13 protein-coding genes are annotated in these 12,062 nt (G+C 63.1%); 3 read left to right on the top strand and 10 right to left on the bottom strand.

The genetic code is table 11. The annotated features are described in order from the left end of the window. Both VNC39_RS13030 and VNC39_RS13025 read right to left on the bottom strand, forming a co-directional pair. Window positions 1-1,037: MBL fold metallo-hydrolase (locus VNC39_RS13030; protein WP_325399884.1), on the bottom strand; the 1,037-nt coding region annotated here is incomplete at its 3' end. A 185-nt stretch (window positions 1,038-1,222) separates the two neighbouring features. Then, entirely contained in the window at window positions 1,223-2,620 is a 1,398-nt protein-coding gene (locus tag VNC39_RS13025; RefSeq protein ID WP_325399882.1) for a helix-turn-helix domain-containing protein, read from the bottom strand. A 302-nt stretch (window positions 2,621-2,922) separates the two neighbouring features. On the opposite strand from VNC39_RS13025, the gene aceA reads away from it, so the two are divergent. The 3 genes from aceA to VNC39_RS13010 all read left to right on the top strand — a co-directional run bounded on the left by aceA (window position 2,923) and on the right by VNC39_RS13010 (window position 5,774). Next, a complete protein-coding gene (gene aceA / locus VNC39_RS13020; RefSeq protein WP_325399888.1) occupies window positions 2,923-4,257 on the top strand; it encodes an isocitrate lyase in 1,335 nt (444 codons plus the stop codon). A 231-nt stretch (window positions 4,258-4,488) separates the two neighbouring features. After that, window positions 4,489-5,151, top strand: a complete 663-nt coding sequence (gene aat, locus VNC39_RS13015; RefSeq protein ID WP_325399886.1) for a leucyl/phenylalanyl-tRNA--protein transferase — start codon at window positions 4,489-4,491, stop codon at window positions 5,149-5,151. 26 nt (window positions 5,152-5,177) lie between these two features. Then, the gene (locus tag VNC39_RS13010; protein ID WP_325399880.1) at window positions 5,178-5,774 is read left to right on the top strand and encodes a hypothetical protein; all 597 of its coding nucleotides are present in this window, start codon (window positions 5,178-5,180) and stop codon (window positions 5,772-5,774) included. 123 nt (window positions 5,775-5,897) lie between these two features. Here VNC39_RS13010 and VNC39_RS13005 read toward each other — a convergent pair whose 3' ends face one another. From VNC39_RS13005 to hemH, 8 genes are all read right to left on the bottom strand, one after another. After that, window positions 5,898-6,320 (bottom strand): GNAT family N-acetyltransferase, encoded by a 423-nt coding sequence (locus VNC39_RS13005; RefSeq protein WP_325399878.1) that lies wholly within the window; start codon window positions 6,318-6,320, stop codon window positions 5,898-5,900. After that, window positions 6,317-6,958, bottom strand: coding sequence for a tRNA (adenosine(37)-N6)-threonylcarbamoyltransferase complex dimerization subunit type 1 TsaB (gene tsaB / locus VNC39_RS13000; RefSeq protein ID WP_325399876.1), 642 nt, complete (start codon window positions 6,956-6,958; stop codon window positions 6,317-6,319). Before tsaB ends, VNC39_RS13005 begins: the two co-directional genes overlap by 4 nt. Continuing rightward, window positions 6,955-7,542, bottom strand: coding sequence for a malonic semialdehyde reductase (locus tag VNC39_RS12995; protein WP_325399874.1), 588 nt, complete (start codon window positions 7,540-7,542; stop codon window positions 6,955-6,957). Before VNC39_RS12995 ends, tsaB begins: the two co-directional genes overlap by 4 nt. A 16-nt stretch (window positions 7,543-7,558) precedes the next feature. Beyond that, window positions 7,559-8,113 (bottom strand): NifU family protein, encoded by a 555-nt coding sequence (locus tag VNC39_RS12990; protein ID WP_325399872.1) that lies wholly within the window; start codon window positions 8,111-8,113, stop codon window positions 7,559-7,561. Between the two features lie 220 nt (window positions 8,114-8,333). After that, on the bottom strand, window positions 8,334-9,608 hold the full coding sequence (gene rho, locus VNC39_RS12985; RefSeq protein ID WP_325399870.1) for a transcription termination factor Rho: 1,275 nt from the start codon (window positions 9,606-9,608) through the stop codon (window positions 8,334-8,336). Between the two features lie 224 nt (window positions 9,609-9,832). Beyond that, window positions 9,833-10,276 carry a protoporphyrinogen oxidase HemJ gene (hemJ, locus tag VNC39_RS12980; protein ID WP_325399868.1) on the bottom strand — a complete coding sequence of 148 codons (444 nt, stop codon included), beginning with the start codon at window positions 10,274-10,276 and terminating at the stop codon, window positions 9,833-9,835. Then, window positions 10,273-10,932 carry an HAD family hydrolase gene (locus VNC39_RS12975; protein WP_325399866.1) on the bottom strand — a complete coding sequence of 220 codons (660 nt, stop codon included), beginning with the start codon at window positions 10,930-10,932 and terminating at the stop codon, window positions 10,273-10,275. Before VNC39_RS12975 ends, hemJ begins: the two co-directional genes overlap by 4 nt. Beyond that, window positions 10,922-11,980 (bottom strand): ferrochelatase, encoded by a 1,059-nt coding sequence (hemH, locus tag VNC39_RS12970; RefSeq protein ID WP_325399864.1) that lies wholly within the window; start codon window positions 11,978-11,980, stop codon window positions 10,922-10,924. The genes VNC39_RS12975 and hemH overlap by 11 nt, the downstream gene beginning before the upstream one ends. Window positions 11,981-12,062: the final 82 nt, after the last annotated feature.

Here is a 12,062-nt window from a genome sequence, read left to right as displayed (position 1 = left end):
CAAAGTTTTTTTGCTACTTTTTGTTCACAAAAAGTAGCGCTTTCTTCCTCTTGCCTTAAACCTTCAGCGAGATCGAGCGTCTCGCCGATCTCCAGCGCGTGGAAGCGCTTCCGGTCGATCCCCGCCGCGTGCAGCGCCGCCGCGAGATCGCGCTGGGGGGCGTCGATTTCCTCGGCGGTGAGCTGAAACGTGCCGTAATGCATGCCCACCGCCCGGCGCGCCTGCAGGTCCTGGAACGCCGTCACCGCGTCTTCCGGGTTCATATGCACCGGGCCCATGAACCAGCGCGGCTCGTAGGCGCCGATCGGCAGCAGGGCCAGGTCCGGCGCGCCCAGGCGCTCGCGCATCTCGGCGAAGAATTTCGTGTAGCCCGTATCGCCGGCAAAATAGAGTTTCATGCCCTGGTGCTCGAGCCAGAACCCGGCCCAAAGCGTCTGGTTGCGGTCCCACAAGGTGCGCGCGGCGAAATGCCGGGCCGGGGTAGCGATGATGGTCGCATCTCCCAGCGTGACATCCTGCCACCAATCCAGCTCCACGGCGCCGGCCAGGCCCTTGCGCGCCAGAAAGTCCGCGTTGCCCAGCGTGGTGACGATGGCGGCCTCAGGGAAGCGCCGCCGGAGACGGCGCAAAGCGTGCACATCCATATGGTCGTAATGGTTGTGCGAGAGCAGGATCAGGTCGATCGGCGGCAGCGCGTCGAGATGCAGCCCGGGATCGCACACGCGCTTCGGCCCCACCCATTGCGAGGGCGAGCAGCGCCGGGAAAAGACCGGGTCGGTGAGCAGCGTGAGCCCCGGCAAGCGCAGCAGGAACGAACTATGGCCGATGAAGGTGACGGTCGGCGGCGGGCCCGGCGGCGGGTGGCGCTCATTTTCGACCCGCTTCGGCCAGGTCGCCCACGCCGTGTCGCGCCGCCAGCGCGACCGCAGGAGGGAGAGGAATCCACGCCGTTTCGTGCCGCCGCCATGATGGCGATGGGTCGGCTCCGGGTTGAAGAAACGCTTGCCGTCATAATGGTCGGAGATTGGGTAGGGCATACTGCCAATATAGGGAAAGAAAGTGGCCGCTTTTTGAAAAAAGCGGCGCAAAAACTTTTGTTACGCTGGGCCTGAGGCTTTGTCGGCGCCAACGCCCCTCCGCCCAGCATAATAAAGTTTTTTTGCTACTTTTTGTTCACAAAAAGTAGTGCTTTCTTCCTTCCTCTCTACCTTCCCTTGCCTCTCTACCTTCCCTTGGCTTCAAACCGATACGGGCTGGCGCTGGTGGTTTGCGGGTCGATGGTGAGGCGGTGGGCGATCGGCGGGAAGGCGCGGGAGCGGCAATCCTGCCGTTCACAGAGCCGGCAGGACAGGCCGATGCCGACGGCGGCGGTGGCGAGGTTCAGCCCGTCACCATAGACCAGTTCGGCGGCATGGCTGACATCGCAGCCCATGGCCACCACCCGCACCGGCGGCGGGTCGCCCCAGCGGGCCGGGCGGCCGGTGATGGCGCGGGCGAAGCAGAGATAGGTTTCCTTGTCCGAGAGCTGCGCGAGCTGCACGCGGATCGTGCCGGGGGTGGCGAAGGCCGAATGCACGATCCAGCGCGGGCAGGTGCCCCCTAAGCGCATGAAGGGAAAGCCAGCGGCGGAAAAGCGTTTGCTCACATTGCCTGCCGGGTCGACGCGCAGGAAAAAGAACGGCACGCCGCGCGCCCCCACCCGCTGCAAGGTGGAGAGCCGATGGCAGGCCTGCTCGTAGGAGACGCCGAAGCGCGCGGCGATGGCCTCAACGTCGTAGCGCAAGGCGCGGGCGGCCAGCAGCATCGGCTCGTAGGGCATCAGGATCGCGCCGGCGACGTAATTCAGCAGGCCGATGCGCAACAGCTCCGTGGCGTCGCGCGAGGACGGGCTGGCCGCCCGCACGATCGCCCCCACCGCATCGCCGGCTTCCAGCAGTGCGAGTTGAAACGCCATCTGGAATCCCCGGCTTTCGCGCGAGAGATCTTCCGAGAGCGTGAGCAGCCGCGCCTTGGCGTCGAAAATCCTGAGCGCGCCGGGCGTGCTTTTCACGCTCACCACCAGCCCGTGCTGGCGCCGCAGCCGTTCGGCCAGAGCGTGGCTGGTGCCGATCTCCACCGCGTTCAGCGAGGCCCCGATCGCCTCCGCCGCTTCCTCCAGGGCCGGGAAATGATTGGCGTGGTCGTGGAAGAAATCCCGCACTTCCTCGTTCGGCGGCATGATCCGGCGCCCCGAGGGCAACAGAATGCCGCTGGAATCCTCGCGCGCCCCGGCCCAGGCGCGATGCAGCGCCAGGATCGCCCGCGCCCCTGCCGGGGTTGCCGCGATCGAATGGATTTCCGCCTCCGGCACCGGCTCTTCCAGTCCCAGAAGCGGGTCGGCGAACACCTCGCGCAACGCCACTTCCAGCTCGCGTTCCTGCACCCCGGACAAGGCGGCGAGATCGACATTGAGGATGTCGGTCAGCTTGAACAGCAGCGAGGCAGTGACATTGCGCTGGTCATGCTCGACCAGATTCAAATAGCTCGTTGAAATCCCAAGCTTCTGCGCGAAGCCCTGCTGTGAATAGCCTTGCTCCATGCGCAGGCGGCGGATCGTCTTGCCGATGGCGGTCTTTGACATGTTTTACATTATGCAAAATTTTACAGTTAATTCCATCACTCGTTTCGACATTCCCCGGCATTTTTGCCCTGTCCATCGCAGCGCAGTGTAAATATTTTACGATCACGACAGTGAGGCGGACGGGATGGAAACCGGTGGAAACCCCGACCAGGACCAAACCCGGCCCGAACGAGTTCAAACCCAAACGAGTCCGAATCCGCGCGAAGCCGGAACAAACCCTCGCGCCACAGGACCGAAATGCGTGAAGGAGTTTTATCATGACGACGAAAATCGCACCGCTTTATTCTCCGGACGGGATCGGCATGGGCATGACCGCCGGGCCGGGCCGGTTCGACGGCATCAAACGCGACTACACCGAAGCCGATGTCGAGCGCCTGGCCGGGAGCTTCCGCGTCAAGCACACGCTGGCGGAGATGGGCGCGGCGCGGCTCTGGCAGTTGCTGCAGTCGGAACCTTACGTGAACACGCTCGGCGCGCTCACCGGCAACCAGGCGATGCAGCAGGTGAAAGCGGGGCTGAAGGCAATCTACCTCTCCGGCTGGCAGGTAGCGGCGGACGCCAACAATGCCGGCGAAATGTATCCCGACCAGTCGCTCTACCCGGTCTCCTCGGTGCCGCAGGTGGTGGCGCGCATCAACAACTCTCTGCGCCGCGCCGACCAGATCGCGAAAATGGAAGGCGATGACACGCATTATTGGATGGCGCCGATCGTGGCCGATGCCGAGGCCGGATTCGGCGGCGCGCTCAACGCCTATGAGCTGATGAAGGCGATGATCGCCGCCGGCGCCGCCGGCGTGCATTTCGAGGACCAGCTGGCCTCGGAAAAGAAATGCGGCCATCTCGGCGGCAAGGTGCTGGTGCCGATCTGCCAGCATATCCGCACGCTCAACGCCGCGCGCATGGCGGCGGACGTGGAAGGGGTGCCGACCGTGCTGCTCTGCCGCACCGACAGCCACGCCGCGCAACTGCTCACCGCCGACGTGGACGAGCGCGACCGCCCCTTCCTCTCCGGCGAACGCACCCCGGAAGGGTTCTACCGCATCAAGCCCGGCCTCGGCGTGTGCTACGCCATCGCTCGCTCCTTGGCCTATGCGCCTTATGCCGACCTGCTGTGGTGGGAAACCTCAGAGCCGAACCTGGAGGAAGCCGAGCAGTTCGCCAACGCGATCCACGCCAAGTTCCCCGGCAAGATGCTGGCCTATAATTGCTCGCCGAGCTTCAACTGGAAAAAGAAGCTGAGCCCGGAAAAAATCGCGTCGTTCCAGCGGGACATCGGCGCCATGGGCTACAAATTCCAGTTCGTCACGCTCGCCGGCTTCCATGCACTGAACCACTCGATGTTCCAGCTCGCCAAAGGCTACGCGGCGCGCGGCATGGCGGCCTATTCGGAACTGCAGCAGGCGGAATTCGCCGCCGAGGCGGACGGCTATACCGCCATCCGCCACCAGCGCGAGGTCGGCACCAGCTATTTCGACGCCGTGTCCACCGCCATCTCCGCCGGACAATCCTCCACCACCGCCATGGCAGGCTCGACCGAGGCGGCGCAGTTCCGGGAACAGGGCGGGGGCGATACATCCGGCCATGATGACGGCCTCGTGCATGGCCATGCCTGGGCGGCGTCCTCGCCCGAGCGTTAAGAAAGAAAGTGGGCGCTTTTTGAAAAAAGCGCCGCAAAAACTTTTATTGACGCTGGGCCTGAGACGCTCGAGCGGCACGGGCCCAAAGTAACAAAGTTTTTTTGCTACTTTTTGTTCACAAAAAGTAGCGCTTACTTTCTCTGTCCCACCCATCGCCCCACGGCGATGGGTTTTTTGTCGTCGGGCGGGCTTATCATGATAAACATCCGGGACCATGTCAGGGTAACGGAAATGTCCAACCGGCCCTTCAATCTGAATGCCGATCTCCTGCTCCGGGCCTACCGGCTCGGCCTGTTTCCCATGGCCGAATCGCGCCGCAGCCGGGCGCTGCACTGGCTGGACCCGGAAGCGCGCGGCGTGCTGCCGCTGGACGGATTCCACATCCCGCGCAGCCTGATGAAAACCGTGCGCAGCCAGCGTTTCGCGGTCACCGCGGACGTCGATTTCCCGGCCACCATCGCCGGCTGCGCCGCCGCCCGGCTGAACCGGCCGGAAACCTGGATCAACGCCGAAATCGAACGGCTGTTCATCGATTTATTCAGGATCGGCTTCGCGCACAGCATCGAGACCTGGGAGAATGGCAGGCTGGTCGGCGGGCTGTATGGCGCTTCCCTCGGCGGCGCGTTTTTCGGCGAGAGCATGTTCTCCACCGCCACCGACGCTTCCAAGGTGGCGCTGGTGCATCTGGTGGCGCGGCTGCGCCTGAGCGGCTATGTGCTGCTGGACACGCAGTTCATCACGGCGCATTTGGCACGGTTCGGCGCGATGGAAATTCCGCGCGCCACCTATCACGCGCTGCTGGCCGAGGCGGTGGGGGTGTCAGCGCGGTTCAACGCCGCGCCGGACGCGGCGCTGCTGGAACGGGAAATCGAGGCCATGCGGAGACTTGGGTAAGGAAGATGGGGGTGAGGAAGATTGGGGTGAGCGCGACACGAAAGATTTTTGTCCTGCTGGGATTATGCGTTGCCGGCAGCGCGGCTGCTTCGCCCGTGCCGCGCTTCCTGCCCGACCGCGACGTGGCGGTGACGTACCAGCTCAACCTCCCGGGGCAGGGTCCGCAGACCTATCTTCTGTCTTACGACGCGGCCGACCGGCTCGCGCGCATCGACAGCCCGGCGCAGCATATGTTCGTCCTCGCGAACCTGCCTTCCGGGCGGGCGCAACTGGTGGTGCCGGCGCTGCATGCGGTGGTGGACACGCCGGACTTCTCCGGCATCACAAGCCAGATCGAGAATGCCGGCGGCGCGCAATTCACCCCGCTCGGCCATGGGCATTATGCCGGGCTGCGCTGCGAGCGTTACCGCATCACCAGCCATGACGGGGCAGCGCAGGCCTGCATCACCCCGAACGGCGTGGTGCTGCAATTCGACGGGCATAACCATAACGGCGCAGCCCAGGTGACGGCAGTTTCCGTCGCGTTCGCGCCGCAGCCCGGACAGGAATTTCTCGCACCCGCCAATTTCGCCAACATCCATTTGTCGCCCGGCATGCTGACTGCGCTGCTGCAGCAGCGCTAAAGGAAGGAAGCACTACTTTTTGTGAACAAAAAGTAGCAAAAAAACTTTGTTATGCTGGGTCATGGGCTGTGTCGGCGACTACGCCCATGACCCAGCATAAAAGAAGTTTTTGCGGCGCTTTTTTCAAAAAGCGCCCACTTTCTTCACCAGCGTCAGCGCGTCACTGCCATCGGCATAATAGCGCCGCCGCAGCCCGGCCTGGGTAAAGCCCGATTTTTCATACAAGGCCCGGGCCGCGGCGTTCGGCGCCGCGACTTCCAGGTGCAATGTGGCGATGTCCCGTTCCTGCAGCAGCGTGATCGCCGCATTGAGAAGGCCCGTGGCGATGCCTTCGCGCCGGGCCGTCACGCCGAGCGTGAGAATCTCCGCCTCATCGAGCACCAACCGCAACAGCAGAAACCCGCCGCGCTCATCAACCAGCGCGACCATTCCGGGCTGCGCCAGAAGCGCCGAAAAACTCTCCGTGCTCCAGGGCTCATCCGGAAACGCCTGGGCGTGCAGCGCCGCCAGAGCCGGCGCGTAGGCCGGGCCGGCCTCGATGATCATTGCGGCGGCGGGCGCAAGCCGGCGGCGGGCAATTTGGCTTCCGGCGGGTCGATGTAAAGCGGCACCGCCTCATGCGGCGGCAATCCCGCCGCCTGGCGTGCCAGAGCGGCCCGGCCCACCCAGGCCGGGTCCAGATATTGCGTTTCGGGAAGCACAATCACGTCGGCGCCGCCGGCGGCGAGGCGCGAGGCGGCTTCGTCAGCCGCATCTCCGGCCAGCGCCACCTTACGGTCCGGCAAAGGCAGGTCCGCGTCGGCAAAGGCTTCGGCCTGATCATCCCGGAGCAGAAAAATCCGGTCCCGCCGGGCGCGCAGAGCGACCCAGAGCGGGCAATCCAGATCCGGCAACGAAGCGCGATACGCTTCCGCGACCGTGACCCCGAGGAGCGGAATTCCGGCAGCCGCGGCGAAGCCCTGGGCCAGCGAAATCGCCGTGCGCAGGCCGGTGAAACTGCCCGGTCCGATCGTCACCGCCACCGAAGCGGGTTTTTGCGCCGCCGCCTCGCGCAGCAGCAAAGGCAATGTTTCGATCAACCCAGGCCGACCCGGCGTGAAGGCTTTCCATGCCACCACGCCGTCATCTCCAAGCAGGGCGATGCCGGCGCGCGGCCCCGCGGCGTCGATCGCCAGTATGCTCAAGCGAACTGCGTGGCCTCTTCGAAGTCGAGCTTCGGCAAACGCGGGAACGGGTGCTCGCCCGGCTGGGCATGGCCGAGATTGATCAGGAAATTCGACTTCCAGCCATTTTCGGAGAAAAAGGCGCGGTCCACCTTGGCGCGATCGAAGCCCGACATTGCGCCGGAATCGATGCCCAACGCGCGCGCCGCCATGATCAGATAGGCGCCCTGCAGGGTGGAATTGCGGAACGCCGTCTCTTCCGCCAGGTCCGGGTTGCCGGAGAACCAGGATTTCGCGTCGGCCTGCGGGAATAGCTTGGGCAGCTGATAGTAGAAAAGCGGGTCCTGGGCGACGATGACGGTGACCGGCGCCGACATGGTCTTGTCGATATTCCCCGAGCTCAAGGCCGGCTTCAGCTTCTCCTTGCCGGCCGGAGAGCGCACGAACACGAAGCGCGCCGGCGAGGAATTGGCCGACGTGGGGCCGAACTTCACCAGGTCGTAGAGCTTGCGCAGATCCTCCTCGGTCACCGCCTGGTCGGTCCACTGCCATTTCGTGCGGGCGGTACGGAACAGGATATCGAGCGCGGAATCGTCCAAAACCATGTGAGAGTCTCCGAGGTTAAAGGGCCTGCTGTACCGCACGCACCTCAGGAATGTAGTGCTTCAGCATGTTTTCAATCCCGTGCCGCAGCGTTGCGGTGGAAGAGGGGCAGCCGGAACAGGCGCCCTGCATGGCCAGACTCACCACGCCGTCGCGATAGCCGCGGAAAATGATGTCGCCGCCATCGCCGGCCACCGCCGGGCGGATGCGCTCATTGAGCAGTTCCTTGATCTGCTCGACGATCTCCATATCGGCCGGGTCAACATCCTCAGCCAGAATCTCCGCATCCGCGCTCATGATCGGCCGGTCGTTGAGGAGATGCTCCATCAGCAGCGCGAGAATCTGCGGTTTCAGATCCGGCCAGTCGGCCTCAGAATTCTTGGTCACGGTGACGAAATCGCCGCCCAGGAACACGCGGGCCACGCCCTGGATGCCGAACAAGGCTTCCGCCAGCGGCGAAATCAGGGCCGCGTCGGCATCGGCGAAATCGGCCGTGCGGTCGCCGAGAATGGCCCGGCCGGGGAGGAATTTCAGGGTCGCCGGGTTGGGCGTGCCTTCGGTTTCGATGAACATCGCGTCGTCCTTCAACAAAGCGGACCGGAGTGGTCCTGTTGCACGCTAGATCGGGTCTTTTGCACCGCAAGGCAAGAGGAAGAAAGAAGCCGCTTTTTGAAAAAAGCGGCACCAAAAACTTTTATTTATGCTGGGCATGAGGCGTTGAACCGGCACGGGCCCAGTTTAATAAAAGTTTTTTGCTTCTTTTTTTTCAAAAAAGAAGCGCTTCCTTCCTCGCTTAGGTGTTCATCGCCTCGAAGAAATCGGCGTTCGTCTTGGAATATTTCAGCTTGTCGAGCAGGAATTCCATGGCGTCGATCGTGCCCATCGGGTTGAGGATGCGGCGCAGCACCCACATCTTCGACAGCACGGATTTCTCCACCAGCAATTCTTCCTTGCGTGTGCCCGACTTGGTGATGTCGATGGCCGGGAAGGTGCGCTTGTCGGAGAGCTTGCGGTCGAGGATCAGCTCGGAATTGCCGGTGCCCTTGAACTCTTCGAAAATCACCTCGTCCATGCGGCTGCCGGTATCGATCAGCGCGGTGGCGATGATGGTGAGCGAGCCGCCTTCCTCGATGTTGCGCGCCGCGCCAAAAAAACGCTTCGGCCGCTGCAGCGCGTTGGCATCCACGCCGCCGGTCAGCACCTTGCCGGAGGACGGCACGACGGTGTTGTAGGCACGGGCGAGGCGGGTCACGGAATCGAGCAGAATCACCACGTCGCGCTTATGCTCGACCAGGCGCTTGGCCTTTTCCAGCACCATTTCCGTCACCTGGACGTGGCGGATCGCCGGTTCATCGAAGGTGGAGGCGACGACTTCGCCCTTCACCGAGCGCGACATGTCGGTCACTTCCTCCGGCCGCTCGTCGATCAGCAGCACGATCAGGAACACTTCCGGGTGGTTCGCCGAGATCGCCGCCGCGATATTTTGCAGCATCACGGTCTTGCCGGTGCGCGGCGGGGCGACGATCAGCGCGCGCTGGCCCTTGCCGATCGGCGCGATCAGGTCGATCACGCGCGAGGTGTTGTCCTTGGGCAGGCCCTTCACCGTCGGCTCCGGCACCTCGACTTCCATTTTCAGGCGCGAAGTCGGGTAAAGCGGCGTCAGGTTATCGAAATTGATGCGGTGTTTCACCGCGTCGGGGGACTCGAAATTGATCCGGTCGACCTTGACCAGCGAGAAATAGCGCTCGCCGTCCTTGGGCGCGCGGATTTCGCCATCCACCGTATCGCCGGTCCGCAGCGAGAAGCGCCGGACCTGGGCGGGGGAGACATAGATATCCTCAGGACCGGGCAGGTAATTGGCTTCCGGGTTGCGCAAAAATCCGAACCCGTCGGGCAGGATTTCCAGCGTGCCGTCGCCGTGAATCGCCTGGTCGTTTTCCGCGAACGCCTTGAGGATCGCGAACATCATGTCCTGCTTGCGCAGGCTGGACGCGTTCTCGACCTCCAGCTCTTCGGCGAGCGTGAGAAGGTCCGATGGCGATTTTGCCTTGAGTTCGGCTAGATGCATGGGAAAGTCCGATCTTCCCCGGCGGATGCGGGGCGGAAATGGGTAAATAATGGAGAATAAGCGCCGCGGAACGCCGCGCCGGCACAGAAGGCCTGGAGCGCTTATTGGCTAAGAAATCGCGAAATGCAATAGGGCCATAAAATATGGCCAAATAAATTTATGGGGTCCGGGGCCTTTCGGCCCCGGCGGGTCCAGGGCGGAGCCCTGGCCTTGATATTTTTTTTCTAAATCACCACGACCAAAACGATGATGACGAACAGAACCGTCGGCACCTCATTGGCGATGCGGTAAAATTTTTCTGACTTCGTGTTGGCGTCGTTAAGAAAATTCTTGCGCCATTTCGAGCAGGCGCCATGGAAGCCGCTCATCAGCAGCACGGCGATCAGCTTGGTCCACCACCAGGCGGCATGCCAGTTCACGGCACCCGGGGTCAGCACGAGCAGAATGCCGCAAATCCAGGTTGCGATCATCGCCGGGTTGATGATCTGGCGCAAAAGGCGCCGTTCCATCACCTTGAAACGCGCGGATTCCGCCGATCCGGGAACGGTCTGGCAATGATACACGTAGAGCCGCGGCAGATAGAACAACCCCGCCATCCAGGCCGTGAAGCTGATGATGTGAAAGGCGAGGATGATGTGAAAAAATCGCGCCAAAGCGTCGATGGTCATGCCAGCACTCCGAACAAATCGTGCAAATCGCGCAGAATTTCTTCCGCCCCGGCGGCGCGCAAGTGCGCCCCGTCGCCATGCGGGGCGAAACCGAGGCATCTCATGCCCGCGGCCACCGCGCCGGTCACGCCGAGCGCGCTATCTTCCAGAACCAAACAGGATTTCGGCGAGATTTTTTCTGCCGCCGCCGCCGCCAGAAACACATCCGGCGCGGGTTTCGGCCTTCCGCCTTTGGCGATGACGCTCGCCGCCGAATGGGTTTTGCCATCGACCAGCCCGGCGAGGCCGGTGCGGGCGAATTTCACTTCCATTTCCTGATCCGAGGAATTCGAGGCGATGCGCCAGGGGATGCCGAGTTCCGTCACCCGTTCCAGCATTTCCCGCGCGCCTTGGATCAGGCGCGCTTCCTCGCCCAGCGCCAGCACCAGCTTTCCCGCCAGATCCGCGCGCCAGCTCAGCGGCAATTGGCGGCCGAGCTGCGTCTCGATGATCGGCTGCATGTCCGTGATCGACATCCCCAGGAATAATTCCTGGCTGTCTTTCATGGTCATTTCCCAGCCGAGCCCGGTGAGTTCGCGCGCGATCAACGTATTGGCGACGCCTTCGCTGTCGATCAGCACCCCGTCGCAGTCGAAAATGATCAGTTCAGGGGGCATTTTGCTCCGTCCGGTACCGGGTCCAAGGGCAGTCTTTGTGTTTCGCGTCACAAACGCGGCCGTTTACGGCACTGCACAATCCCGGGCCGTGGGTGAGCGCGCGGCGGGCCAGGCCGGCCAGGGCACGGATGAAGGCCGGATCGGCATTCGGCACGGCGGCGCGGAAATAGCCCGGAACCTTGTGGTGCGCGGCCAGTTCGCGGTTTTCGATGTCCAGTTCCACCAAAGTCTCGATATGGTCGGACACGAAGGCGATCGGCACCAGCAGCACGGCCACCTGGTCGCGTCCGGCCTGCTCGATCGCCTCGATCGTGCTCGGCGCCAGCCATTTCTGCGGCGTGGCGCGGGACTGGTAGCACACCAGATGTTCGACATCCCGGTCCGCCAGACGCGCCATTACCGCCTCGGTGTTGGCTTCGACCTGCGCCTGATAAGGATCGCCGGCGGTGACGATGCTCTCCGGCAGGCCATGCGCCGAAAACAGCAGCCGCAATCTGGTGCCGGACGGCAGCGCGGCTTTCGCCTCAGCGATGCCGCGATCGACCAGGACGGCGATGGAGGCGACATAATCCGGATCGTCGAAATAGCAGCACAAGATGGTGGTCGGCTTCGCCAGCCCGGCGGCAGCGGCGGCTTCATGCCAATCGGTCAGCGAGGATCCGGTGGTTGTGGTGGAAAATTGCGGATAAAGCGGCAGGAGCAGGATCCGGTCCGGATTCCAGGCTTTGACCTGCTCGGCCGCCTCTTTCGCGAACGGATGCCAGTAACGCATGGCGATAAAGGTTTTCACCTCGCCGCCCAATTCCGCCTCGAGTGCGCTGGCCTGCTGCTGCGTTAGGTCCAGCAACGGCGATTTGCCGCCCATCAGCTCGTAATTCGCCGCGGCCTGTTTGGCCGAGGAGGCGGCGATCAGCCGGGAGAGCCAGAAGCGGATGAAAATCGGCGCGCGGATGATCGCCTTGTCGGAAAATAGATTGACCCGAAAAGGCTTGACGGCGTCGGGTCCGTCCGGGCCGCCGAGATTGAACAAAATGATCGCGGTTTTCATGAAACGCTACATGCGTCGCGAATCACATTCATCAATCTCATGACATGTTCCGGCGGCACATCGGGCGTGATGCCGTGGCCGA

It is taken from the genome of Acidocella sp. (genome assembly GCF_035535915.1).
GTDB lineage: Bacteria > Pseudomonadota > Alphaproteobacteria > Acetobacterales > Acetobacteraceae > Acidocella.
The sequence above is the reverse complement of the archived record's forward strand: the minus strand, read 5'-3'. Positions and strand labels throughout refer to the sequence as shown.

What these genes read in the sequence shown, in the direction of transcription:
- hemJ (WP_325399868.1), bottom strand. Translation starts at nt 10,276, where the DNA reads ATGACCATCGACGCTTTGGCGCGATTTTTTCACATCATCCTCGCCTTT.
- rho (WP_325399870.1), bottom strand. Translation starts at nt 9,608, where the DNA reads ATGCATCTAGCCGAACTCAAGGCAAAATCGCCATCGGACCTTCTCACG.
- VNC39_RS12990 (WP_325399872.1), bottom strand. Translation starts at nt 8,113, where the DNA reads ATGTTCATCGAAACCGAAGGCACGCCCAACCCGGCGACCCTGAAATTC.
- VNC39_RS12975 (WP_325399866.1), bottom strand. Translation starts at nt 10,932, where the DNA reads ATGCCCCCTGAACTGATCATTTTCGACTGCGACGGGGTGCTGATCGAC.
- VNC39_RS12995 (WP_325399874.1), bottom strand. Translation starts at nt 7,542, where the DNA reads ATGGTTTTGGACGATTCCGCGCTCGATATCCTGTTCCGTACCGCCCGC.
- aat (WP_325399886.1), top strand. Translation starts at nt 4,489, where the DNA reads ATGTCCAACCGGCCCTTCAATCTGAATGCCGATCTCCTGCTCCGGGCC.
- VNC39_RS13005 (WP_325399878.1), bottom strand. Translation starts at nt 6,320, where the DNA reads ATGATCATCGAGGCCGGCCCGGCCTACGCGCCGGCTCTGGCGGCGCTG.
- hemH (WP_325399864.1), bottom strand. Translation starts at nt 11,980, where the DNA reads ATGAAAACCGCGATCATTTTGTTCAATCTCGGCGGCCCGGACGGACCC.
- VNC39_RS13025 (WP_325399882.1), bottom strand. Translation starts at nt 2,620, where the DNA reads ATGTCAAAGACCGCCATCGGCAAGACGATCCGCCGCCTGCGCATGGAG.
- aceA (WP_325399888.1), top strand. Translation starts at nt 2,923, where the DNA reads ATGGGCATGACCGCCGGGCCGGGCCGGTTCGACGGCATCAAACGCGAC.